This window comes from Pseudarthrobacter sp. NBSH8 (assembly GCF_014217545.1).
In the GTDB taxonomy this organism is placed as follows: Bacteria; Actinomycetota; Actinomycetes; order Actinomycetales; family Micrococcaceae; genus Arthrobacter.
In genome coordinates this window covers 2,323,211-2,341,123 of the sequence record NZ_CP043178.1, presented here as the reverse complement: position 1 = coordinate 2,341,123, position 17,913 = coordinate 2,323,211, and the positions used below count along the sequence as shown (strand labels likewise).

6 protein-coding genes are annotated in these 17,913 nt (G+C 65.2%); all 6 read right to left on the bottom strand.

All coding sequences use genetic code 11. The annotated features are described in order from the left end of the window. Positions 1-116 precede the first annotated feature (116 nt). Genes FYJ92_RS10720 through pglW form a run of 6 tightly spaced genes read right to left on the bottom strand, consistent with a single transcriptional unit; the run spans position 117 to position 17,897 of the window. On the bottom strand, positions 117-2,249 hold the full coding sequence (locus tag FYJ92_RS10720) for a DEAD/DEAH box helicase (RefSeq protein WP_219729657.1): 2,133 nt from the start codon (positions 2,247-2,249) through the stop codon (positions 117-119). Next, positions 2,246-3,598: a BREX system ATP-binding protein BrxD gene (brxD, locus tag FYJ92_RS10715; protein ID WP_185260730.1), complete on the bottom strand. Its 1,353-nt coding sequence runs from the start codon at positions 3,596-3,598 to the stop codon at positions 2,246-2,248. The genes FYJ92_RS10720 and brxD overlap by 4 nt, the downstream gene beginning before the upstream one ends. Beyond that, on the bottom strand, positions 3,591-6,347 hold the full coding sequence (pglZ, locus tag FYJ92_RS10710) for a BREX-2 system phosphatase PglZ (RefSeq protein WP_185260729.1): 2,757 nt from the start codon (positions 6,345-6,347) through the stop codon (positions 3,591-3,593). Before pglZ ends, brxD begins: the two co-directional genes overlap by 8 nt. Beyond that, complete coding sequence (locus FYJ92_RS10705) at positions 6,344-10,120, bottom strand: DUF6079 family protein (protein WP_185260728.1); 3,777 nt, start codon at positions 10,118-10,120, stop codon at positions 6,344-6,346. The genes pglZ and FYJ92_RS10705 overlap by 4 nt, the downstream gene beginning before the upstream one ends. After that, positions 10,117-13,677, bottom strand: a complete 3,561-nt coding sequence (gene pglX, locus FYJ92_RS10700; protein ID WP_185260727.1) for a BREX-2 system adenine-specific DNA-methyltransferase PglX — start codon at positions 13,675-13,677, stop codon at positions 10,117-10,119. Before pglX ends, FYJ92_RS10705 begins: the two co-directional genes overlap by 4 nt. Further along, positions 13,674-17,897 carry a BREX system serine/threonine kinase PglW gene (gene pglW / locus FYJ92_RS10695; protein ID WP_185260726.1) on the bottom strand — a complete coding sequence of 1,408 codons (4,224 nt, stop codon included), beginning with the start codon at positions 17,895-17,897 and terminating at the stop codon, positions 13,674-13,676. The genes pglX and pglW overlap by 4 nt, the downstream gene beginning before the upstream one ends. Positions 17,898-17,913: the final 16 nt, after the last annotated feature.

The following is a 17,913-nucleotide window of genomic DNA, read 5'->3' as shown; positions in this document are numbered from 1 at the left end:
GTAGCTTTCGTCGCTTGGAAACGCCGGCGTCGTCGTTGGAGATTGATCGCAGCATACGACGACCCTATGGGGAGCCGCAGGGGTTTGCCTTGGCGGCCAGCACGCCGCCTCGCTAACTAAATGGACGCGACGGGTCTAACGGCGACCACCGCCGCACCTGCGTGATCGCTGTTTCGCTCGGCGAGGGTGCTCACGGCCAACGAAGCCGGTAAGAGTTCTGCGAACTTCAGTGTTCTGAGCGCCCGCTCATCAACCTGCGGCAGGAGCCGTTGCGGCTCGTCCTGAAGCACACCCCGGATCTCGCGCAAGGCCTGAGCCAGAGCCGGAGTCGTGGTGTCGCCCCGCAAGCCGATTTGCCAGTTGTTGTAGGCCCGGGACTCGTCCAGCAACTCAGGTGCCAAGTCAAGCAGCCCCGCGACCAGGACGGCGTTCGCGCGGGCACCAGCCCAGGTCCACCAGCGAAGTCTCCCGTTCGGCTCACGGACCAGGACTGTGGAACCATCCAGTACCCGCTGCGAATACTCCTCCCGGAGTTCGTTCAGCTTGGTCAGAGCACGCTTGGACAGCAGCACGCCGGCGGGAGTGGCCCCGAGAAGCACCCGCCGTGTTGCATCGCTTAGGGCATAGGACTCCGGCTGCGGCATGCTTGACCATTTGGAGTCTGCGGCGTTTGCAGACGGTTCAACGTAGGCGCGGTGACGCTTCCAGTCGACGTAGTTCACCTGCCATGCTTTGCCTCCGAGGGTAAGGAGTCGAGGACCGTCGACCTTGCGTTGCAGCACCATTGGGTCAACGGAGCCGATTTCCTCGCGCCCGTGCAGAATTACCACCTGCGGGTCCGCGGTAAACACGGCCATGAGGTCGCGGTAATGAATTCCACCGTACTTTCGTTCGGCTTCGGGCCCCATGAAAAGCATCCCCTGGTCCGAATCCAGATGGCGCGTTTCCGCGAGCCAGTCGGCGATCTCTTGCCAATCACCGGCCGCGGCGAGCCCGAGCCCAGAGAACCACTCGTGCCAGGTATTGGCCCCGATTCGTCGTTCCTGCAGCGTCACGCCTAGGAGCTGTTGTGCTGCCACGTGCAACGGAGTCGGCGGGGGAATGACAGGCTCCACGTAGCCCTCAGACCAGAGCAACAGCAGGCCGCAGGCCCGGAGGAACTGCGCGTCGTCCGTGGACAGAAAAAGCATGTTCCGCTCGGTTCCCGGCCTGCGGCCGGTCCGGCCCAGCCGCTGCAGTACCGAGGCGACGGTGCGCGGTGCGCCGATCTGGACGACCCTGTCGAGGTCACCCACGTCGATGCCGAGTTCCAGGGTCGAGGTGGACACGATGACGCAGCTGCGGGCCTGGGAGAACGCGGTTTCGGCCTGCCTGCGGGCATCGACGGACAAGGAGGAATGCGAAACGAAAGTCTCCACCTCAAGATCCCGCAGCCCCAGCGACACCTTTTCCACCGTCCGTCGCGAATCGGCAAAGACGAGCCGCTTTTCGCCGCGATGCAGGGCAGCGATCACTTTGGCGGCATTCAAGTCGCTCCCCACGAAATCTAGCTGCATCTCCGGCAGGGACGCAGAGCCGCCGTCCGGAGCGACAACGGAGGCCGGTATCTCCGAGACCCGATTGCTGCCTTGCAGCCACGTCAACAGCTCCGGGGCGTTGCCTACCGTTGCGGAGAGGCCAATCCGTTGCAGCGGACGGCCAGCCAGCTTAGAGATGCGTTCCAGGACTCCCAGCAGGTGCCAGCCCCGATCGTCCCCGGCGAAGGCATGAACCTCGTCGACGACGATGGCGCGCACATCCGCGAACAATGCCCGGGGATCCGCCAGCGTGGACACGAGCATGGATTCGAGCGATTCCGGTGTGGTCAGCAGGATGTCGGGACGCTCAAAGACCTGACGCTTCCGGGCACCCGCAGTGGTATCACCGTGCCGGACCGCTGCGGTGCGCCCAAGCCAGCCGGCGTAGGAAGCAACCCGCGGTTCCAGGTTGTTCAGCAACGCGCGCAGGGGACACACGTAGAGCACGGAGGTCCCCGTCCAGGACTCCTCGGCCATACGCGTCAGCAACGGGAACAGTGCTGCCTCGGTTTTACCGCCGGCTGTGGGAGCCAAGAGCAGGCAATCGTTGCCGCCCAGTACGGGGCCGATGGACTCGGATTGCAGTGGCCGCAGGCCGCCCCAGCCCAAGGTGTTGGCGATGTGGTGCTGGACCACCGTATTGAGCGCGTCGAACCCCACAGGCTGGGTCACAGGTTGAGTTCGACGTCGTCCGCGGTCGCCGCATAGCCGCCGGCCATTCCGACGGTACCGCCGACGGCGCTGCGTTCCTCGGGGCTTAGTTCCTCGCGGGCCAAGGTCAAGGCGTAGTGCTGGCGTGGGTCGAAGTCAGCGAACTGGTCAACCCGGTCCAGTACGTCACCGATCAGTTTCTTCAGGAAAATCCTTGGAGCGATGCCCACCTTTCCGCCCAGACCGCCGGTCACGGCGGCGGCCAGATCCGAGATATAGGGATCGTCGACGAGTTGGCGGATGCGGTCAGGAGCGTCGGCACCGAGAAGGTAGAGGTCCCGTACTTTGGTGCCCAACGCTTCGAGCGCTTCACGGTCGAAGCCGGCCAAACGGATCTGCACCGCCCGGGGGTTATCGAAGCGGGCATCGGTGCCGAAGTCCGTGGCCAGCCGCTGAGCCAGGGGCGCCAGCCGTGGCACCCCTGATGGGCCGGTGAAGAAAGCCGGTGTTCCGGTCAGGACCAGGTACAGCCCGGGGAAGCGCCCGGAATCCACTTCGTCCATGAGTTGGCGCAGCGCGTTGAGTGCCTTGTCCCGTACATCCGAACGCATCCGTTGCAGGGTTTCGACCTCGTCCAGCACCACCAAAAGGCCGGGATGTCCGGCGTCGCGCAGGATCAGCAGCAGACCCTGCAAGAATCCCAAGGCACCGAAGTGGTCCAGATCGCCACGGATGCCGGCCCCGCGCTTGGCCGCAGCTCCCACATGGGGCTGGCCCCCAAGCCATGCAGCGAGCCCGTCCGCAACGCCAGCATCACCGGCAGCTACGGCTGCCCGGTAACCGCGGAGAGCCTGGGCGAAGGCAGGTGTCTTAGCGCTCACCTCGGCCAATCGACGGTCCAGAAGCTCGTCCGCGGCAGCCGCCAAGTCACCCGCCGAAGCGGTAGCCAGCGAAGGATCCGCGGCGATGGCGTCATCCTCGAGGGTGAACAGCCAGGCATCCAGAACGGAACGGAACGCACTGGGTGCCACCGAGGCGGTACGCAGCGACTCGGTGATCCGCCGGTAAACGGTTTCAAGCTTGTGCAGCGGGGTCTCGGTTTCGGAAATCTGCACTTCGGCGGCGGCAAAGCCTTTTCTGAGGGCCTTCTCCGCAAGGTGGCGGGTGTAGAACGTCTTGCCCGTGCCGTACTCACCACGGACTGCCTTGACCACCGCGCCACCGCCGGCGACGGTCTCGAGTTCCTCATCGACCGCACGCTGGAACCGGTCCAGACCGACAGCCAGCAGGTCGAGCCCGTTGCAGGGCACCGTGCCGCGCCGCAGGGCGTCGACTACCTCGCGGCGCCTGCGCGGCGAGACGTCAGCCACGGTCCGTCACCCCGAACTGTTCCCGGAGCAGCCGCGCGTCCAGGACCAGCATGGAACCATCGACGCGCAACACCCCGTAGCCTTCGACGTTGAGCAGTTTCTGCAGCTGGGCCACCGCCCCGTCCATGCGCGCGGGCGCGACCTGGAGGACGACGGCGGCCGTCTCCTTGACCAGCCGGGTCCCCGGCACAGCAGCCAAGGCATCCAGCAGGGCAACCACGTGGTTATCGGCGACCGCAAGCCGGCCGGCAATGGCCTTCTGCGCCTTGAACGTGCCAGAAGATACGACAGCGGCGCCGATCCCTGGCGCGGCCGGGACCGGATCGGGGGAGTCGAAGTTGTCGAGCATCGATGGGGTGTTGTCCTTGGCTGCCTTCGTCAGCCCGGCAGCCGGGCTTGCCGGGCGCACGGCGGCGCCGCTGGCAGCGACCGACCACCAGAGCGGTTCCTGCGAGGGCGCCAGCTTCCACCCGTCGGGGACGTTGTCGCCGGGAACCAAGGTAACGACGGGAACCACCACCTCAGCAGGGGAAGCGCCTCCGTGGTAGCCAGCCTTGACCGGCCCGTAGCGCAGGGTTTCATCAACGGCAAGTACCGCACGGCCGCCTTCGGCCAGGACGCGGCGGCCCTGGACAAGCACCTCGTCGTCACCGGCGGCAGGTTCCGGCGTCCGGGACCGTGCGCTGCTCGTTTCACCGAACGCGCGTAGTTCCCCTCTGCGACGCTCCACGATGTGCCCGTGGTCGGACGTCATAACCACCGTGCGTCCGGCGGCCATCGCGGCGGACAGCAATGGCCGCAGGTGCCTGATGGTTTCAGGCGTCCACGTGGTGCCGGCCGGGTCGCTCTTATCGAGCGCATCGTCGATGGTGTTCAAAACACAGGCCACCAGTTGCGTTTGCTGGTCAGCGATGGCAACGGCAATGTCGTCCTGCAAGGCCAAGCCTGGGCGCGAGGAGTCCAGGGGAGCCTTGTGGAAGAGCACCGAGTGGGCGATCCCGCCGGCCTTCGCCACCGCGGCGAAGCCTGACAATTCGCGGGACTGCCCTCCCGAGGTCAACTCGCCGCTAAACAGGGACGTGCGGCTGAGGTTCGTGAGTGTCGGCAGCACGGCCACGGCGGAACCGCGACGTTCGGCGGCAGCGGGGATGACCTCTGCCCAGCCTTCGTTCCCGTGCAGCACGGTGGAGGCGAGTTCCGCGGCGCTGGCGGCGCTCATGCCGTCGAGGACAAGGAGTAGCGTGTTCTTCGCCCGGGCCAACGGCAACACCACCGAGGGCAGCAAGCGCTCCAAGTGCCAGACCCGGTCTCCGGCACCGTCCAAACGGCCTGTCGTCCGGCCCTCATCCGAAGCGGTTGAAGCGGCCAGCAGCCGCGCGAACGCACGGTCGTGGCCATGGCGCCGTTGCTGCGTGAGCCGCAGGATGGCACCGAGACCTTCACCCAGAAGCTGGTCGCTGACGCCGCCCGCCGCGTCGTTATAAGCGGCATCAACCCAGGCATGTTCGTGGGCGTGGAGTTTCACTGCAGCGGCGAAACTCTCAGGAAGCCGGTCGTCGCCGTTGAGCCAGCGGGCCAAGCGGACAGCGGCACGGAACGGGCCCACCCGCGGATCCTGGGGGTTTCCTCCTGGCGGATAGGCCAAGCGATGGGCTTCGACCCGCGCCCAGGCCTCCTCCACAGCGGCGATCCCCGACGAAGGGAAGGAACGAAGCGTGTCACTGAGCCGGTGCAGCAACGCAGTGAGGCCGGTGGGCAGCAGCGGCGAGTCGCGGCCCAGGCTGGAAGCCTGGATCTTGCCCAGCAACCTGTCGGCGGCCTGCAACGCGCCATGGCCTTCTTGCCAGCGCGCCGAATCATCCAGCAGGGCTTCGACGACGCTGCGCGAGACCGTGCCCAACGTCGCCACCATGGCCGGGGTAACTGCTTCGCCGGAACCGGCCCACAGGTGTTCGAGCCTGGCCAGTGCCAGCTGGGTGAGCTGCTGGTCCTGGGGAGTCCGGCCGGCCGTGCCAGTCAGTACATGGAGCGCAATCCCGATCGGGATGGCATCGGCGGTCCGGCCGGAGAGGAGCAACCGCAGCAGTGGTTTGCTTGCACGCCCGGCACAGTCGGCCAGCCACTGGAGGACGGCGTCGGCGAGTTCATTTCCGCCGAATTCCCGCAGGTCCGCCATGCGGTCCGCGGCATCGGATCTCGTGGTCCAGTCCAGGACGCTGAGGGCGTCCACCGGACCGCGCTGCAGTGCCAACTGCCGCTCCGCAACGGAACCGAAGGCATGATCGATGCTCAACACGGCGCCCGGGGCGACGGGCCACCCTTCGTCGGGAGTGATGCGCAGCAGGCCCTGCGCCACCGGCAACCCCCGCTTCAGCGTGGATAACGTACGGTCGAGCCGATCGGCACCAAAACGCTCCTTGAGTGCCTCCCATGCCCCCGGCGTCTGGAGTCGCTGGTTCGCGAAATGCCCCAGGATACCGGCACCCAGGTCTTCCTCCGGCCGATCGGTCAGGATTACGAGCCATTCCTCACTGGCCCGGTTGCGCAAGGCATCCCGGATGGCGAGCGAAGAGACGCAGGGCAGGATGTGTACGGGTTCCCCGGAATCCGCGAAGCGTCGTTCGGCGCCGGGATCCGGGACCGCACGGAGGCCGATGACCCGCTGGCTGCCATGCTTGCGGGCGGCGGAAATCAGGGAACGGACGACGGCGGTGCTCACCGTTCCGGCAACAGTCGCCTGTGCGCTCACTCGACGATCCTCCACTGCACTTCGACGCGTTTTCCAGGGTTTTCCCGCAGGAACTTTTGGAGCTCACCCACGGTACCGGCATCGGCGGTGCGCCAAGCTCCGCCCGGCTGGCTATCTACGGGCGGGTCTGCCTTCGGCAGCGGGACATCATCAGGTTTCATCGGATCTGGAACGACTGCCGGAGGCGTCAATCCGGGATCGGGATCAATCACCGGGCGCGTTGGCGGCACAGGAGCGCTGGCGAACCAGTCGAATATCCCATCTTCGGCGGTCTTCAGTGCCGCCGCGCAGGGGTAAGCGTGCTCATGGCTGTTCAGGGCGGTGATGAGACGGTCGAGGATGGCTTGCGCCGCATCCGCGCGTTCGCCGTCGCCGGCGGCGGCTTCGCGGACGGGCATCAACCGGTTCCATGCGAAGTCCGACAGGGCCGCGGCAACGATCTTGGCGCGGGTCAGGGAGGCCGAGGCTTCCTCCGGCGTGGCCGGGAGGTCGAGTCCGGCCAAGGTTTGGATCAGTGTCACCCCATTTTGGTGCTGCAAGGCGCCAAGGGCCTTCGCCATCCCGCCGGCGAGCACCAGACGGGCACCCCCATCTGTTTTGAGCCGCGTGGCGGCAGACTCCAGCGCATTGACTAGCGCGTCCGCGTCGACAACGCGCGTGCGTGCAAACGTTCGGGTTGCGTCGGCCAGGGTGGCCACCGTGGCAGGGGTGCGGTACTTGGTGGCCTCGATTGCGAACACGCGGCCAGCGGTGGCACGTGCGGCCGCCCACTCCTGTTCCGTTGGCATGGGCTGCGGCCGCAGTTCCATGCTGGGCTGGAGCGAGCCGGGCGAAGGAGCGGCGGGCAAGGCACCGCCATGGTTGAACCAGGCACGCTGGCGCAGCAGGCCCCACGCAATCACGATCAGGTCGGAGACCTCGCTGCGCAGCCCGTGGGCCGGTTCGACGCCGTCGATGATCTCGCGCAACTTTGAAACCGTGACGGTATCGTCGTTGCCGATACCGGCCCGCGAGAGCCCTCGCTCAATCGCGGCACCCCATGGACCGAAACGTCCGTCGCCGAGGAGGAAATGAGTTTCCCCTGCGAGTCCCACTTCAAGGGGGTTGGCGATCCGGCGGACGGTCCGGGCATCGCCGGAGTAGGGGGCGCGGCCCTCAGGGTCTGCGGCTGCGGCCTCAATCGCGGAGGCGACGGCTTTGAGGTCGGCGATCCTGACCTCGGTGTCCTCCGGTTCGAAGCGCGGATGGCCGGGATAGGAAGATTCAAACGCACGGTTCACCAGCTGCCTGAAGCCGGCCCCCAGGGTGGCCCCGACGGGAGGCTGAGGCACATATTCCGGATCCAGCGAATACAGGACCTCCACATGCGCGGGATCCTCCAGCAGGGCTCCAGGCGCGGGAGTCGCTGCTCCGTAGGCCTGCTGGGTGACACGCAACAATCCCTCACGCAGTGCCGCCTGCTGGGACTCCAAGATGCCGCGGGCCTGTTGGCGGTCCACTTCACTGAGGTGGTTGGCATGGCTGTTCCACCGGTCCCCGGTGCCTTCCAGTAACCAGTCGAGCACCACGAGCCGGCGCAGGTCCCGCATGGACTCTGCCGAGAGGAAGCGTGGTAGCCAGACGACGGTACGTGAGGTGAAATTGCGGGCGCGCAGATTTTCAATCCGCTCGATGTCTTCGGTGGCGGTGTGCTGTTGGTCATCGAAGGGGTGGTCGATGACGAAGCGCCATGCCCCGGCCCCGGCGCGGAAATGCTCATCCGTTAACCAGCCTGCATCGCGCACGTTGCCGAAGACCAGTTCGACCTCGCGCTTGGAGCCACGCCACACGACGGGGTGCCGGTAGACGTTCCAGGCATCGGGGTCGCCCAGTTCCAGGCCGAGCCCTTCGGCGACCAGCTTGCGGATCAGTTCGCGCTGGCGCCCGGGGTTGTCCTCGCCCTTGGCTTTCTCCACGATGGACTCGTAGTCCACGTTGGACAGCTGGACCCGGATGATGGGATTCAGCGGTTCCGACCCCACATGGATTTCCGGCACCTCACGGGCCCAGCTCTTTACCTTGGCCAGCACGATGTTGGCCTCGCCGCCGGGCAGCGGGGACGCGATCGATCCATGGTTCAGGGAGGCGAGCCGGGCCGCGGTGAGTGCCTTCAGGGCGGGGACATTGGGGGCGACAGCGGAGAGCAACAGCGTCTTGGCGAGCCGGTCATCCGCACGGAAAGCAGTGGTCAGCCGGGACGGATCCTGTAGATCGGATGCGGCCAGATGATGGGTGGAGAGAATTTTGGGCAGCAGCTTGTCCTGGTACAGCTGGGTGGCAGAGCGGAAAAGCGCTGCAGCCTGCGCGTCAAGGGCAGCCCCGGCCTGGCCTTTGACGATGTAATCAAAGCTGTCCCCGACCGGGATAACCTCGTCTATGCTCATGGCGCTCCGGCGGTCAACCATCATCTGTTGCATGACCTTCAGCGCGGTCCGGTCGCGCTGCATGACGCTTGCCAACGATCTCAGGGTGGAGACCAGCGCAGGGGCGAAGGGGTAGGTGAGCCGGAAGGCCTTCTCATCCGAGCCCCGGTGCTGGTCATCGGAATTGGCCCCGTCCAGCAGCACGTCCCAGACCTTGGGGTTGCGGTCCAGCCGGGTGAAGGCATCGTCAACGGACTGCCTGGCGGCGTCATCCTTCGGCTTTAGGAGGCGTTTACTGGCAACGAACGGGAGATTGTCATCCCCCAGTTCGATTTTCATGAAGCGTCCCTCCTGGTGCCGGAACGCGGACTCGAGGGCCTCCTGCTGGGCGCCATTGGCGCCGGCGTCGGCAAACCACTTCCGCAGGTCCATCTGCCGGGCTACGAAGGAGACCAGCGGGGCCTCGAGGCTGCCGTAGGAACCCTCTACCAGTTTGGTCAGTTTTTGGGATTCGCGGCGGAAAAACTCCGGTTCGTGCATGCCGAAGGCGAGCCAAAGGACCAGTTCGTCGAGGAACAGGACGACGGCGTCGTACCCCAGTGACTTGGCATGCGACGACATTGCTGCCAGACCGGTGTCCAGGTCCACGTACTGGCCGGAGCGTACTACGGCCGTAAAATATGTCCCCACCAGGGCGCTGACCAGCGACTGACGCTCTACACTCTGGGCCGGCGCGGTAAGGGCGGCCTTGTAGCGGTCGAGGCCCCAGCCGCTTGACCCCAACAATCCGGAGAACTCGTCGAATTCATCGTCGGTGGTTCCGCCGCCGAGACCCTGGAGGAAGGAGCTATCGCCAATCTTCTCGCGCAAGTGCTCCGCATCCTCAAGGAGCGCATCGGAGGCGAAGAGCGCAGGCAAGGATGCCCCCGGGTGCGCAGCCTGAATATGGCGGACATAGGAGTCGAAGATCACCTGTTCCATCGACTTGCCGTCCAGGAAATGGAAGGCCAGCGGCAGGATGTTCCTGCCGGAGAGGACAGCGTCGTGCCGGGCCACGGTTTCCTGCAGCTCCGCCACCGAACGCGCCTTTGGATCATGGCGCAGCAGGGCGTGGAGGACTGCCATGAAGTGGGACTTACCGGAACCGAAGGACCCGGTCAGGAACGACCCGCGGTTGATGCCTGTGGTGAGCGCATTGGAAACGAGCCCCAACGCCGACTCGAATGCCTCGACCAAGGACGGCGTGACCACATAGTCGTCGAGGGCATGCCGGGCACCGTCGCCGCTGACAGCGTCGGTGAGGCGGAGGACATAGTCTTCCACTCCGGCGCGTTCAGGGATGTCGAAGACGTCGCGAAGCAGGATGGTCATGCGTTCTCCTTGACGGCACGGCGGCCGCGGGTGATCGTGGCGGGACGCCAGGCCTTCAGATCGGTGGTTGAAACGTTGAGTTGGATCATCCGTTCCTCCGACTGGGCGGAACAGAAATCAGCCATGCTCATGCCAAAGGTCGGATCCAGATCGGCATGCCATTGTTTGACCCAGGGCAGCACTTCTGCCATGCCGGCAACAAGTGGAACCAGCTGGCTGTCATCGGCGCCTTCGGCGATACGCTCGTCCATGACGGTCGCGAGCACGAGGAACTGCTGGACGTGGTCCCAGCCTGCCCAACCCAAGAGCAGCGTCGGGTCGGTGGAACGCCCGGCGTCCGGGTACAGGATGAAGCGTTCCTTGGGCACGTCCAGTTTGCCGCGGGCCTGCCACCAGGAGGCCTTGCGGAAATCGGCGGTGGCGTACTTGGGGGGCACTGGGATCTTACCCACGTCCTCGCCCGCGTCTTCACGGCGTTGCAGCTCCCACGTTTCCTCCCACGCTTCGCGCTTGCGGAGGCCAGAGTCCTTGAGCCGCTGGGCGGCTAGATAGGGGACAGCCTCGTCGGTCAGCAGTTTGGTGAGTGCCTTAGTAACGTCGACGTCGACGGTGCTTTCCCAGAGGGCAAGGACGCTCACCAAATCGGCATCGCGGGAAACCATATCGGCCAGCTGCGAGATGCTCCGCGCAACTGGACGGTCCTGAGCGTCGAACCAGAGCGAGCGGTCCTCCAGCCGGTCCAGCAGCCAGCCGCGCAGCGCCTTTTCCTGCTGGGTTTTCCACGGCTCGGTGGCCCAGCGCCGCTTGAATTCAGGCTTCTCCAGCAGACGGATGCTCGGATTAGACTCGATGGCATCGATCCGACGCTGGACAAGCGCCCGGTACTCCGCTGGCCATTCAACCGGGATCTCGACGAGGGGCGTAGAGCTATGACGGGTGAACCAAGTGGAGTCTGAAGTGCCATTGGCGATTCTCCGGGCAAGCATTATTTCGAAGGCGCGCTGTCCAGGGGTGATTTCCGGTAGTGATGTGCCCGTGTAGGTGAGATCCTCATCAACCAGACCGTAGAGGCGGTACGTCTCCCAATCGAGTTCCTCCTGGGCCGCCACCATCTGGCCAAGCAGGCTCTGGGTCAGCTTTTGCGCATCCGACAGCACAGCAACTGTCGGTGGCGCGCTCTCCACCACTAAGGAGGGAGACGCCGCTGCTACAGATTGTGCGAGCGCATCGAGGTACCTGCCCCGGCCCAGCGGCAGCACTGAAGGCAGCGGGAAGTCTTGCAACGTTGTGCCTGTGAACTCGTAACGGTCCGACCAAGGTTGCTGTGAGACGCGGGCACCATCATTTCCAATAGGATCCCCGCCCTTTGGATAGCTGTTCTGTTTAAGCCAGAAGCAGGCCGTTGAGGAATTGAGCACGCCGAGCAGCGCGAGGTGCTCGTCCTCGGATGCTCCCTCCGGCAGCCTGATAACAGGGGCGGACCTGATGAAAAGAGTTCCACGATCTGTCAGCGTGAAATGGTTATGCGTGGCTACGAAAGCGAATACGAGGAGTTGATCGGCAGTGTAACGCTTCTTGCTTAGTTGCGAGTATTCCCACCATTCGAGCCCTTGCTCGGCCTGAGTGCCACTTAGGGCCCGTCGGTTCATCAAGTGTTGTTTCATTGGCCAGAGGATGCGGGAGCTCGCAGAATCAATGACTGGGTGTCCCTCTTCATCATAGGTACATAGCGCAGTTTGTTCGGACCGGTTAGCCCAGTCACGAATATCGCTGCCTGCAGCGATGCGTTTCCTGAGCCGCGGGGAGACACCGCGACGCGCCAACTTCGGTGCGCCAAGAAGATACGCTTCGTCCTCTCGGGTGACCGTCATGAAACCAATATCAGCGACTACTGACGACAATGGCTCAACCGAACCGACTTCGATTTCTTGAAGAAGCGTAACGGCTCCGCCACCGGTCAAGCTCCAGGGATGAGTCGCCAATCGTCGGCGGGGGAGATCGGCGACTGAAACCCACTGGTCATCGTGACCGGGCATGTCGATGTGTTCAGTGATGGCCCGCCAAACGAGTCCAGCGGTGGGGTCTTCCGGCCGGCCAGGCTCGCCCTGAACGCCAAGTACTGCCCGAAGTGTCTGGCTGACGGGGTGCTGGTGTTTGCCGACGAGGATGACCGTGGGGGTTCCGTGGCCGGGAATGTAGGCTCCGGACGTGTCTGCGACGAGGCGCAGGTCTTGCCGCGTGAGGTAGTCCTCGATGATCTTCGAACCGAACTCGCGCTTCATGAACGAGTTAGAAGTGATTTGCCCCGTCCAGCCTGCTATCTGTTTCTCGGAACCGAACTTGGCAAGCCGGAAGAAACGTTCCATGAACGGGATAGAGAGTGCATACTGTCCCTTGCAGGTCTTATAGAGCTTCCGGTAGCGCTCGTTGAGGGTTTTGTCCTTGACGGTGATGTAGGGCGGGTTACCGACGACGACGTCGTACTGATTTTCGGCGAGGATCGTCTCGAGAAGTTCGCGGTCCTCGACGGAATAGGCAAAGCCGCTCATCTGCGCGTCGAGGTCAAAGCCTTCCTGCTCGAACGGCCGGTCCGCCCGTCCGTAGAGCAACGAGTCGCCAGCGACCAGGTGGAAGCTGAAGTCGGGGGCGCGTTCCAGGTTGAGCTCACCCGTGGCCCGCAGGGCGGCGATGGTGAGCCGGAAGCGGGCGATAGCGACGGCGAAGGGGTTGAGGTCCACGCCGTGGATCGCGTTGAGGGCCTTTTGCACGCGTTCGCGGGTTTCCATGTTGGGGGCCTTGGTGCTCCACGCATCCAGCAACCGCTGGAATCCGCCCAGCAGGAAGTGCCCGGACCCGCAGGTGGGGTCGATGAGCTTGAACCCTTCCAAGGGGCGCTCTGCCAGTGCCGGGGTGAGGGTCTGGTCGAGGATGAATTCTTCGACAAAGTCGGGGGTCTGAAGCAGGGCGAAGGTTTTCTTCGCGTATTCGGAGAGGTCCTGGTAGAGGTCTCCGAGGAAGCGGGTGGAGAGTTCGCTGTCCTGGAAGTCGTAGAGGGGGACGCCGGCTTCGTCGGTGGCACGCCAGAAGTCCAGGATTTCCTTGGCCATGGCACCGGAGGGGGACACTTGCCAGAGGGCCGCGTGGTCGTCGACCAAGCCGGTGGTGGCGGGGAAGGACTGCAGGTGGGTGATGCCTTCCAGGATCCATTCGCGCCAGGTGTTTTCCGGGTGGGCGCGGAAGTAGGCGTTTTCGGCGTCAAACGCTTCCTGCCGCCGGGCGCCGGGACCGGCGATCCAGACCTTGGAGAGCAGTGCGTTGTCCTCGCAGAAGCGCAGGAACACCGTGGTCAGGACCCACCCAACGGCGGCCTGTGTGATGCGGTCGTCGCGCCAGCTGACCCATGCAGAGGAGGTGCGTTCCGCGCGCAGCGCGGCCGCGTGCTCGGACTGCCAGCGGACCTTGAGCTCCGGATCTTCGTCCAGCCGGATGCGCAGGTCATCCTCGACCCGGAGCACCAGCTTTTGCAGCTTGGGGGTGAGGTCCTTGCCAATGGTCATACGGTGGCTCCTTCGACGGCTGCCGGGATGAGGTTGGTCTGGGCGTCGATCCAGGCGGTGTCGACGCGGAGGTACTGGTTGGGGGAGGTCTGGACCGAGACGCCATCGAGAAGTGGGCCCTGGTTCGCGCCGACCTGCGGCAGGATTACCCACACCGCCTGCCCGCGTGGCGTGGCCAGGTCGCTCCAACGCCGGATGAGGTCTGCATGTCCATAACGTGCGAGTGGGGAGGCCTCGACGATGACAACGGGCCGCGCACTCTGTCCGGGGGTGTCAGCAGTGGCCTGCGCGATGGCTGCCTCAATAACGGGCACAGCTAGCTTCACTGCGGCGGCTACACCACGCGTGGCTCGGTCGTTCTCGGGCTGTGCATCGGCGCGCACCAACGCCTCCCAGGAGGGGAAGCCTTCCCGGAGGCTTAGGGACTTCAGCTCGTCGAGCAGCAGGGCAGTAACATTGATCCGCTGTGCGTTGAATGCCGCTTCCAGCCGGGCGGCCAGCGCATCGCATCGGTCCGCGCGGGCGCCTAGGGCCAGGAAGGACCGCTGGGTAAGGCTTTCGCGCAGCCTCAACTCCGGCGTCGATTCGCTGGTGAATAGCCCACCGACGTGCGTTCCGGTGGCGAGGCGAGAAGTGCCGCCTTGGGAGGGCTCCATGATGGTGGGGGCGCCGTAGGTCCCGGATGCGGGGTCGTGGACGAGGTCCAGACCGGCCTCACGGAGCAGCTCGGCCAGGCGACCCGACGTCGGAAGAGCCGGCACAGCGGGGAATCGGACGCGGACGCGGTCAACGATTTCCCGCGGCGAGAGGCGCTGTGGGCCCGTTACGCCTTGGAGTGCCAGCTGCAGTGCCTCGACCTGGGTGAGGTCCCGGTCGTGGAGTTCGCCGCTGCCGGAAGCCGCGGCATGGTGGGATAACCCGGCGGCCAGCCGCGCCAGCCGGGCCCGGTCGCGCAACAACGGGTCCTCGATGGCTACGACGTCGAGGACCGCGGACAGCCGCTGGTGGACGCGTTCGGCAGGAACCACAGCGGGCTGCGCCGTCGATTCGGCAAGCAGTGAATCGGCTTCACGGCCCAAGCGTTCCGCCGCGTCCAGTAGCGGTGTTTTCCGGGCGATCAGGAGTGCGTTGCCGTCCCTGCGGCGCAGCTCGAGAGGGTCGTCGTTAGAGTCCGCGCGCTTGAGGGCGCGCTGGCGGTCCACGACAATCCGCAGCAGGCCGCGGGCGATGCGTTCGTTTTCGCCGGTGCGCTCGGACTCGACCGTGGTCTGGGCCAGCACTTCCGCGGCGAGTTCGTCAATGGTGGCGGCCCCACCGAGCGCATTCAGTCGCTGGTGCACCACGGCTGCAAGGTGGCGCAGGAAGCCCAGCACCGGCTTGTCCTCGGCCCAGGCAGTCTGGAGCTTCCCGACGAGCTGGTTGGCGCCGGCGGCCGTGACCGGGTTCGGCAGATTCGCCCCCAGTTGTGCCTGGGTGGCAAAGGCGTCCAGGCCGCCGTACGTGCCGAGGATCAGGCCGGCGGCAGCGCGGGACTGCACGGCCTTCCGTGTCCCGGCGGCCTCAACGAGACGTTCGGCAAGGGCCAGCACCGAGGGGAGCGGTGCAGCGCCGGCCGTTCCTTGCTTGGCCTTGTCGGCGAACTTTTCCCGCCAGGCGACCGCCCGGGTGGACACCTCGCGTTTGGTGGCATGCGCTACCCCACGCAAGGCGTTCAGCCGGACCGGGTCAACGGCCGTGAGTTCCCCGACGGTGCTGACGCCCAGCGGTTCCAGAGCGGAGAGGGCGCGCGCCGAAAGCCCGGATTGCTCCAGTGGGGTGGCCGGTGTTGCCTCGGCCGCGAGCTCGTCCGAATTCTCCGGGGCCGTGGTGGCATCCGCAGGGAACGCCGCGCGCCAATTTTCCAACATCTCCGCGGCAGTGTCATAGCGTTGCTTGGCATCGCGGGCCAGCGCGGTCCGGAAGAACGAGGCCAGGCGTGGGGCAACTGCCCGATCGAAGTCGTGGGGTTCGATGCTGGCTTCGTCCGGAACGGATGCGGGGTTAGCCAGGGGGTCCCCGTAGAACGGGGTGTGGCCGGTCGCCATTTCGAACAGCACGACGGCGGCCGAGTACCGTTCCGCGGCGGAATCAAAACGGCTCCGGAGGCCGCCGAGGAACGGATCCAGGTAGGGAGGGGTCCCGGCGGCGATGTCCGATGCTGCGGCCCGGGACAGGGAGAAGTCGAAGAGCACCAGGTGTTTTTTACTGCGCTCCGCACGAACGCCCAAATTACCCGGCTTGATGTCCCTGTGGTCAACACCGTCCTTGTCCAGCTGGACCAGTGCTTCCAGGAGGTCCCGGCCGAGTCTTTCCAGCAGGTCCAGGGAAAGGCGTTTACGTTCGCGCAACAGCTCGCTGAGCGTTTGATCACCGGCGCTCTCCAACAACAGCGCGGAGCGGTCACCCAGGGTAAGTGGCCCGTCGAGGATCTTGACCAGGCGTGGGCCCGAGAGCGCGCGCAACACCGCGGCTTCTTCGTGCAACCGCTGGGCCGCCTTGGAGTCCACCGCCACTTTCAGTACCCGCTGGGCCCCGGCGTCGTCAGCGTCTGTAACCAGCAGCCCGACGGCAGTCGAGCCGCGTCCGAGCCGACGAAGGACAGTAAAGCGCCCGTCAGCCAAGACGGCGCCGGGAGCAGCGTCGACTGCGTCGATGTCCTCGCTCGCCACGGAGACAGGAACGGGGGAATCGAACAAGGCATCCAGGAACCTACCGACGCCGTCGAACCGTGCACCGGGGGCGGGCCTTGTGGCACCCAGCACGGCTTCGCGGATGCTTGGGGAGATCGAGGGCAGCTCGAGGGACAGGTCCAGGCCCCGCTGGTTCCGCAGCCGCTCCGCGAGGGCCAGGGAAGAATCAGCGGGACGTTGCGCCGCGAGGATGAAGTACGCCAGGGCGCCAAGGGAAAAGACGTCCACCCGGATACGGTCTGCTGATTCCGGTTGCCAGCGTCCCTCAGGGGCTTCGAAGGCTTCGGTAAGCCACGCGTCTGCCTGGTTTGGGTCCGGCCTGCTGTCCAGCAACGCGGTGACACCTTCACCGGCGAACCCGGTCAGTACCTGTCCGGAGGCCAGGCCGGCGCTTTGCCAGTCGCCGATAAGGACCTTGGGCTGGCCGTGAATTGTCGTAATCCAGACGGCCTTCGGATTCAGGCCGCGGTGGACCACCTGGTTGCGGTGCGCGTAGTCGAGGGCTTCGGCCAGCTGACGGATGATGGACAAGCGCTGATCAAGGGGCAGCCCGTTTGGCTGCCCGGCGAGCCAGAGGTCCAGCCGTTGCATGCCATCGGAATAGTCGTAAACCAGTCCGACGCCGAGTTCGGAATCGACCAGATCGCGGGGTCTCAACAGTCCATCGTGTGAGAGTCGGCTCATGAGCCGAAACTCGTGTTCGGCGATCTTGTAGTTGCGGCCGGCTACGGACTGCGATGTTCCTGGGGGCGTGATCTGGAAACGGATCCGGACCGTTTCCTGCTTGGAGACCTTGTGGTACCCGCTCCAGTCCTGCCAGCCCGGGCCCTCGTCGAGGGCCCCATCTTCGATGATCCACGACCCGGCCTCCCGTTCGCGGCGCTGGACTAGGCCGATGCGGGCCATGAGGTCTACGAGGATGGCTTCCTGGTTCTGGCCGATGGCGGAATTGGCACGTGGTTCCTGGCCGATGAGGTCGCTGATGCCGGGAAGATGACTGACAGCTTCCGCTTCATCGAGTCCATAGAGACCGAGCGCTGACGAAGCCGGGAGTTCGCTGACAAACGTTGGGTGGTGGAGGAAGACAGCCTGGCTTACGAAGGGAATGACGCTTCGCTCGTCCTCAATTTGGATGCCCTTTTCGCGCGCCCACTCACGGAGTGCTTCCTTGAGCTTCGAGGCCAGGTACTGGGCCTTTCGTCGCGCCAGCAGCAGCGGTGACGGTTCCGCGCGTCTTCCGTCACGGAGCCACTGCGTGTCATTGCCGGTCAGCCGGCCGGAATAGTACTTGAGCTCCAACAGGTGCAGGCCGCCACGGCCGAGTAACAGGGCGTCGACTTCGTGCCAGCCACCGCGGCCGTCCCGGAACTCGAAGTTGCTCCATACCCGGTAGGGGCTCTGAGCCGGGATCTTGCTCTTTAGGTAGGCGAGTCCCTCGATCTCATGCGGGAACTGTGAATCGCTTACTTCGATCCAGCGGTCTTGCTCCACACCAGTTCCCCCATGA

Coding starts and splice junctions, on each gene's coding strand:
- pglX (WP_185260727.1), bottom strand. CDS start 13,677: ATGACCATTGGCAAGGACCTCACCCCCAAGCTGCAAAAGCTGGTGCTC.
- FYJ92_RS10705 (WP_185260728.1), bottom strand. CDS start 10,120: ATGACCATCCTGCTTCGCGACGTCTTCGACATCCCTGAACGCGCCGGA.